Below are 6,962 nucleotides of genomic sequence, written 5' to 3'. Positions count from 1 at the left end.
CAGGGTTAGCCGGCCCCTAAGGCGAGGCCGAAAGGCGTAGTCGATGGGAACCACGTTAATATTCGTGGGCCTGCAGGTAGTGACGGATCGCGTGTGTTGTAAGGTCTTATTGGATTGATCTTGCAGCGAAGCGGTTCCAGGAAATAGCTCCTGCATATAGACCGTACCCTAAACCGACACTGGTGGACTGGTAGAGAATACCAAGGCGCTTGAGAGAACTGCGTTGAAGGAACTCGGCAAAATGCACGCGTAACTTCGGAAGAAGCGTGACCTCCATTTAGGCAACTAGGTGGGGGTGGCACAGACCAGGGGGTAGCGACTGTTTACCAAAAACACAGGGCTCTGCGAAGTCGCAAGACGACGTATAGGGTCTGACGCCTGCCCGGTGCTGGAAGGTTAAGAGGAGATGTGCAAGCATTGAATTGAAGCCCCAGTAAACGGCGGCCGTAACTATAACGGTCCTAAGGTAGCGAAATTCCTTGTCGGGTAAGTTCCGACCTGCACGAATGGCGTAACGACTTCCCCGCTGTCTCCAACGCAGACTCAGTGAAATTGAATTCCCCGTGAAGATGCGGGGTTCCTGCGGTTAGACGGAAAGACCCCGTGCACCTTTACTATAGCTTTACACTGGCATTCGTGTCGGCATGTGTAGGATAGGTGGTAGACTTTGAAGCAGTGGCGCCAGCCATTGTGGAGTCATCCTTGAAATACCACCCTTGCCTATATGGATGTCTAACTGCGGCCCGTTATCCGGGTCCAGGACCGTGTATGGTGGGTAGTTTGACTGGGGCGGTCGCCTCCTAAAGAGTAACGGAGGCGCGCGATGGTAGGCTCAGAACGGTCGGAAATCGTTCGTCGAGTGCAATGGCATAAGCCTGCCTGACTGCAAGACTGACAAGTCGAGCAGAGACGAAAGTCGGTCATAGTGATCCGGTGGTCCCGCGTGGAAGGGCCATCGCTCAACGGATAAAAGGTACGCCGGGGATAACAGGCTGATGACCCCCAAGAGTCCATATCGACGGGGTTGTTTGGCACCTCGATGTCGACTCATCGCATCCTGGGGCTGGAGCAGGTCCCAAGGGTATGGCTGTTCGCCATTTAAAGCGGTACGTGAGTTGGGTTCAGAACGTCGTGAGACAGTTCGGTCCCTATCTGCCGTGGGTGTAGGAATATTGATAGGATCTGTCCCTAGTACGAGAGGACCGGGATGGACGTATCTCTGGTGGACCTGTTGTCGTGCCAACGGCATAGCAGGGTAGCTATATACGGACGGGATAACCGCTGAAGGCATCTAAGCGGGAAACCCACCTAAAAACGAGTATTCCCTATCAGAGCCGTGGAAGACTACCACGTTGATAGGCCGGGTGTGGAAGTGCGGCAACGCATGTAGCTTACCGGTACTAATAGCTCGATCGACTTGATCACTCCCATTTACAATATCCATCGAACAAACTTCGATGAATTTATAGCGCTCACGCCAGTTTGGCTCCGCCAAACGGCTGCGCGGGCGCGGCCTCCGGCCGGCACACAGTCGTGTGCTTATTGTTTATCAGCGTTTATCGCTGAATTATCTGCACGAAAGACAACCAGCTTCTCATATTTGTGTTCTTCGCCGACCTGGTGGTTATGGCGGAGCGGCTGCACCCGATCCCATTCCGAACTCGGCCGTGAAACGCTCCAGCGCCAATGGTACTTTGTCTTAAGACACGGGAGAGTAGGTCGCTGCCAGGTCTGCCAAGAACACAAATCAAATCATCTTCTCAAATACATACAAAACACCCATAGCGCGGGGTGGAGCAGCCCGGTAGCTCGTCAGGCTCATAACCTGAAGGCCGCAGGTTCAAATCCTGCCCCCGCAACCAAATTCCCACAAAAATACACGAAATCTCTCAAGCATAACCGATGTTCGTATCTTTGCGAACTGGCTCCGGCTTCTCCCAGAAGACCGTTCGACCTAATATCGATGCACGGAAGCGAGTTCTATACGCACGCACCGCAGCGCGCTCATAACCCCAAGGGTGGGCAGCAAAAAGAAACGATCCAGCGTGACCTTGCCCCGTTGAAATAATCCATTTTGAAGTAAGCTCTGGCCCATTGAGAGGACCAGAGAATGAAGCGCAACCGTTTCACAGACGAACAGATCATTGGCATCCTGAAGGAGCACGAGGCGGGCACGCCTGTCTCGGAGCTTTGCCGCAAACACGGTGTCAGCGATGCGAGCATCTATAAATGGAAGGCCAAGTTCGGCGGGATGGACGTGTCTGAGGCCAAGCGACTGAAGACGCTGGAGGACGAGAACACGAAACTGAAGCGGCTTCTGGCGGATGCGATGCTCGACAACGCCGCGTTGAAAGACCTTTTGGGAAAGAAGTGGTGACGCCCGCAGCCCAGCGGAACGCTATCGCGCATCTGATGAACCAACATCGGATGAGCGAACGGCGGGCGTGTAAAGCTATCGGTGTTTGCCGGATGACAGTTCGTTACGAAAGCAGCCGCATCGACGACCATGACCTTCGCGAGCGAATGAAGGCGTTGGCGCATGAACGCCGCCGCTTTGGCTACCGACGCATTCATGTCCTACTCAGACGCGAGGGGCACCTTGTGAACCACAAGAGGCTCTTCCGGCTCTATCGGGAGGAAAAGCTGATGGTGCGCAAGCGCGGCGGTCGCAAGCGAGCGATCGGCACACGAGCACCGATGCTGGTTCCGATGACGGCCAATGATCGTTGGTCACTGGACTTCGTGTCGGATCAACTCACCGATGGACGCAGGTTCCGGATTCTGACGGTCGTCGACGATTGCACCAGGGAATGCCTGGCACTCGTCGCCGATACATCGCTTTCCGGTCTGCGCGTTGCCCGCGAGCTTGACCGGATCATCGAGGAGCGCGGCAAACCGAAAATGATCGTCAGTGACAACGGCAGCGAGTTCACCAGCAACGCGATCCTGCAATGGACGGACAAGACTAAGGTGGATTGGCACTACATTGCGCCTGGCAAACCCATTCAGAACGCTTTCATCGAAAGCTTCAATGGACGGCTGCGAGACGAGTTCTTGAATGAAACCCTCTTCTCGTCACTGACCCATGCTCGATCAGCGCTTTCAAACTGGCGCGGCGATTACAACGATCACCGTCCACATTCTGGCCTCGGCTGGCTGACACCTGCCGAGTTCGCTCAGACCATCAACCCGCGACGTGATGCGGTGCTGCGCAGCCGAAATGGCTCCGCACCGCAACCCGTCGCTACCGCCCCAAATACAGCAACCCAAAACCGCTGGAGCGAACTCAAAACTGGATAAAACTTGGGGGCAAGGTCACTAACGGTGGTCAGTTTGATTTGAGGGCTCAACGATTTGTGCCCGGTGCTTTGACGATCAATGTCCACGACCGCGCGGCTGTACAGATTGAAGCGGAAAGCCCACACAGCAAATGCCCGATTGATTTCACCGGGGACGACAGTTCCCGTCCAAAACCAGGTTTATTCAATTTCATCTCGGACAAATATGACGGTGGATTAATCTATATCAGTGGTATGAATCCGATATATTTTGCCGCACTTAAAGACCATATCGTTGCTATAGATGGTAATGCCATTGGGGCCGATGAATTTGAGAAGAGGATAAGATATACTTATAGAGCGGACAACCCGATTGTAACAATGCAGTTGATCAGCTGAAGCCTTTCGCATTTATCGTGTTGTGTGATGGGAGATTTTCCGTAAGCTTGTAGAGCAGCAGTTTCGACGGCTGCAAAAGCGTTCTACGTCCCAGCCTTCACTTCCGCCACAAGCGGAGCATTGGGAGCAAGTGCATTGCTCGATGGGGCGGCTTCTGTCGATTGCGATACACAAGCCGCTTCCCCTTGAAGTTCGTGGGCGTCGATATGCATCGATGAGTTCTTTTTCCATCCGCCGTGAAAATAAAGGACCGTCGCCATCAGCAGGGTTGATACCATTGCAGCTGGAAAACTCAGCCAGAGCGCATCGGAACCAAACTGTTCACGCAGACCAATGGCGACACCGAGACGCACCGGGTACATGGATACGAAGAGAATGATGAGCGGCCAGATAACCTGGCCGTTTGCTCTTACAGTTCCGAAAAGAACCATCGATACGCCGAAGGCGATGAAACCCCAGGTCGCGATCTGCCCGATGTGCTGGCCGATCGTGATTGCCGGACTGTCCGCGCCGAGAAATATCTGCATGGCCTGTCGATCCGCGAGAAGCAGCAGCACAACCAGGGCTCCCGTCATCAGAACTGCATAAATCGCCCCTATACGCGTTATCGAACTCACGCGATCCCATTTTCCCGCACCGATATTCTGGGCAGCCATGGCGCTGACAGCGGCGCCAAGCGCCATTGCCGGCATCTGCACATAAGTCCAGAGCTGCTGCGTAGCGCCGAAGGCGGCCGTCGTATCGACCCCCTCCTGATTGACCAGCCGCATCATGGTCAGCATCGAACTGGAAACCACAATCATCTGGACGCCCATTGGCAGTCCTTTGGTGAAGATCAGCCGCAGTAATTCCCGGTCCGGAACTAGAAGCCATAATTCCTCGCCGCGCAGGCGCAAAGGCAGATCACGGTAGTAGATATAATAAAGCATCGCTGCGAGGCTTATGTAATTGGCGGCAGCCGTCGCCAAGGCAGATCCTGCGATACCGAGTGCGGGCAACGGCCCCCAGCCCAGAATGAAAAGGGGATTGAGCGCTATATCCAAAAGAACGGCCATTCCCATGAATATGAGCGGGGTCATGGCGTCGCCGCTGCCGCGCAATGCCATCATCAATGTCGTCTGCATCAGAATCGCCGGCATGGCGAGGAACGTAACTTGCAGAAACGCGCGCGCCAGCGGTTCAATTGCTTCAGGCGTTCCGAGCAGATCCAACACCCTTGGGGCGAGTAGCCAGCCGATGATGGCGACGACAATGCTAAGCGGCACGAAAGTACCAACAGTGGTGCCCGCTATTGCGCGCGCTGTCTCGACATCACGCCGCCCGAATGCCTGTCCGATCAGGATCGTCGATGCCATGCCGAAACCGAAGACAAAGGCAGTTAGCAGAAACATGACCAGGTTGCCGTTTGTCGTCGCTGCAAGTGCATTCTCGCCCAGCAACTGGCCGATCCAGATCGTATCGATCGAACCGTTGGCTGATTGCAATATGGAAGAGCCAAGTGTCGGCAACGCAAAAAGCAGCAAAGCCTGATTGATCGGGGCGGTTGTCAGGTCGATGCTTTGTTTCATGAGACCTCGTCATCGGAATGTTTTGTTGTGAAAGAATTGCCTAAATGAAACTGGATGTTCGTCCCCGTTACCGGAAACCTAAATGGTTGTACTCCGGAGTGATGTTGGCAGTTTGCACACCACACGTAAAGTCACGGAAAAGAGTATCGGATGTGACGCAAAGCGATGGTACGACCGTTTTATGCCATTCCCACTAATCAAAAGATTGCTAATATGGTCATGAAAGCATGGAGGGGCTCTATCCATGAAAGGTCTGGCAAATAAGGCATTGCAAGATGCCGATAAGAATGAGGGTGATCTACATCCTGCTCACGCGGGGTGTCAGCCATCACAACTGAACCCGGGCGATCACGCCTGTGCAGGCGAAGAGCAGCTCAATTGGCTCGTCGCAATGATCAATCACGTGCCAGATTTCATCTATGCCAAGGACCTGCAGGGTCGGTTCCTGTTTGCCAATGATGCTGTGGTTCGCAACAACGGACTATCGGACATCAGAGATCTGGTCGGACTGACCGACTTCGAAATTCATGGTGAAGCTGCGATCACTGCTCGCATTTCCGAAATCGAAAAGCAGGTCATGGAAAGCGGCCAACCGGATCTCGGTTATGAAGAACGCGCCATGCGCGGCGGAGCTGATCGCTGGCTCATGATCTCGCGCGTGCCTTTGCGCGATAGAAGCGGCAATATTATCGGCGTCGTGGGTGTGTCTCGTGACATTTCCATCAAGAAAAGGGCTGAACGCTTCATGCAGGTTCAGGCCCGTATTCTGGAAATGACGGTAAGCGCGGTTGCCATACCGGAATTTGTCGATCAGCTGGCACATTTGCTGGAAGATATTACAGCTGGTGCTCGCTGTGTTGCCATGGTTACCGGGGAAACGACTGACGAAGTCGTCATATCCGCGCCTTCGCTGCCTCAACTGGTGACTGGTTTGAGAGGTGGGCTTGAATCGATTTCGGCCGCGAGTCTCGAAGTGGTGTTGAGGACATTGCTTCCAGACAGCCAAACCATATTCTGCATCGAGATTCCGTCTGCGGACGCTGAGGGGCACGGTTTTCTAGGCTTGGTGGCCGATGTTGACGCTTCGAAAGACCTTGATCTCAGGGAGTTTTTCACTACTGCAGCGAGGCTGACCGGCATTGCCATAGACAGGCGCATTGCCGATGAGCGCATCCGCTATCTGGCCGAACACGATACGCTGACGGGACTGGCGAACAGGGCCTTCCTGGAGCGAAGGCTCGACGAGATTCTCCAACAGGCAGCTTCCCGATCTCGGAGGGTGGCTGTTGGCTTTCTCGATCTGGATCAGTTCAAACCGGTCAACGATACGCTCGGCCATGCAGCGGGAGACAAGCTCCTGCAACGGATTGCCGGACGGATTTCGGTGCTCCTGCGCGACGGTGAACTAGCCGGTCGCATGGGAGGCGATGAATTCATTCTGGTTTTGCAGGCGGATGACGGTGATTTTTGCTCCCGGCTGGACGAGATCAGGCGGAAGATCAGCGAGTCGGTCGAACTGGACGGGGCATGTCTGGAAGTCACCTGCAGTATCGGCGTCGCCTGTTTCCCGAGACATGGCGGGGCGGCGGGGGAACTCTTGGCGGCTGCGGATGCGGCCATGTATGATGCCAAGGCGAAAGGGCGTAATGGCCTCAGTGTCTATTCCGGCGAAATGTCGCGCGGGCCCGCTACAGGCGGGAGCGGCCAGTCATAGTTG

At 54.7% G+C, this 6,962-nt stretch carries 4 protein-coding genes, 1 tRNA gene and 2 rRNA genes (1 of these 7 cut by a window edge); 6 read left to right on the top strand and 1 reads right to left on the bottom strand.

From position 1 onward, the window contains the following. The 5 genes from ABDF71_RS14145 to ABDF71_RS14125 form a co-directional block, all read left to right on the top strand. Positions 1-1,425 (top strand): 23S ribosomal RNA (locus ABDF71_RS14145) (it extends 1,387 nt beyond the left edge of the window). A 191-nt stretch (positions 1,426-1,616) separates the two neighbouring features. After that, positions 1,617-1,731: ribosomal RNA gene (gene rrf / locus ABDF71_RS14140) — 5S ribosomal RNA — on the top strand. 54 nt (positions 1,732-1,785) lie between these two features. Next, positions 1,786-1,862 (top strand) — tRNA-Met (locus ABDF71_RS14135). Positions 1,863-2,110: 248 nt separating this feature from the next. Continuing rightward, a protein-coding gene (locus tag ABDF71_RS14130; protein ID WP_182506152.1) for an IS3 family transposase occupies positions 2,111-3,300 on the top strand; the annotation gives its coding sequence in 2 pieces (ribosomal slippage) (positions 2,111-2,360 and positions 2,360-3,300; 1,191 coding nt in all). A 56-nt stretch (positions 3,301-3,356) separates the two neighbouring features. Next, positions 3,357-3,677, top strand: coding sequence for a hypothetical protein (locus ABDF71_RS14125; protein ID WP_278526670.1), 321 nt, complete (start codon positions 3,357-3,359; stop codon positions 3,675-3,677). A gap of 83 nt (positions 3,678-3,760) precedes the next feature. Here ABDF71_RS14125 and ABDF71_RS14120 read toward each other — a convergent pair whose 3' ends face one another. Beyond that, on the bottom strand, positions 3,761-5,245 hold the full coding sequence (locus ABDF71_RS14120; RefSeq protein ID WP_500061646.1) for an MATE family efflux transporter: 1,485 nt from the start codon (positions 5,243-5,245) through the stop codon (positions 3,761-3,763). A gap of 244 nt (positions 5,246-5,489) precedes the next feature. Here ABDF71_RS14120 and ABDF71_RS14115 point away from each other — a divergent pair, with 244 nt between their 5' ends. Further along, positions 5,490-6,959 carry a diguanylate cyclase domain-containing protein gene (locus ABDF71_RS14115; protein WP_500061645.1) on the top strand — a complete coding sequence of 490 codons (1,470 nt, stop codon included), beginning with the start codon at positions 5,490-5,492 and terminating at the stop codon, positions 6,957-6,959. Positions 6,960-6,962 lie beyond the last annotated feature (3 nt).

Source organism: Ochrobactrum sp. WV_118_8, from assembly GCF_039631535.1.
GTDB classification, from domain to species: domain Bacteria; phylum Pseudomonadota; class Alphaproteobacteria; order Rhizobiales; family Rhizobiaceae; genus Brucella; species Brucella anthropi.
Note: the sequence above shows the minus strand (reverse complement) of the source record. Positions and strands in the feature narration are given on the sequence as shown.

What these genes read in the sequence shown, in the direction of transcription:
- ABDF71_RS14120 (WP_500061646.1), bottom strand. Translation starts at nt 5,245, where the DNA reads ATGAAACAAAGCATCGACCTGACAACCGCCCCGATCAATCAGGCTTTG.
- ABDF71_RS14115 (WP_500061645.1), top strand. Translation starts at nt 5,490, where the DNA reads ATGAAAGGTCTGGCAAATAAGGCATTGCAAGATGCCGATAAGAATGAG.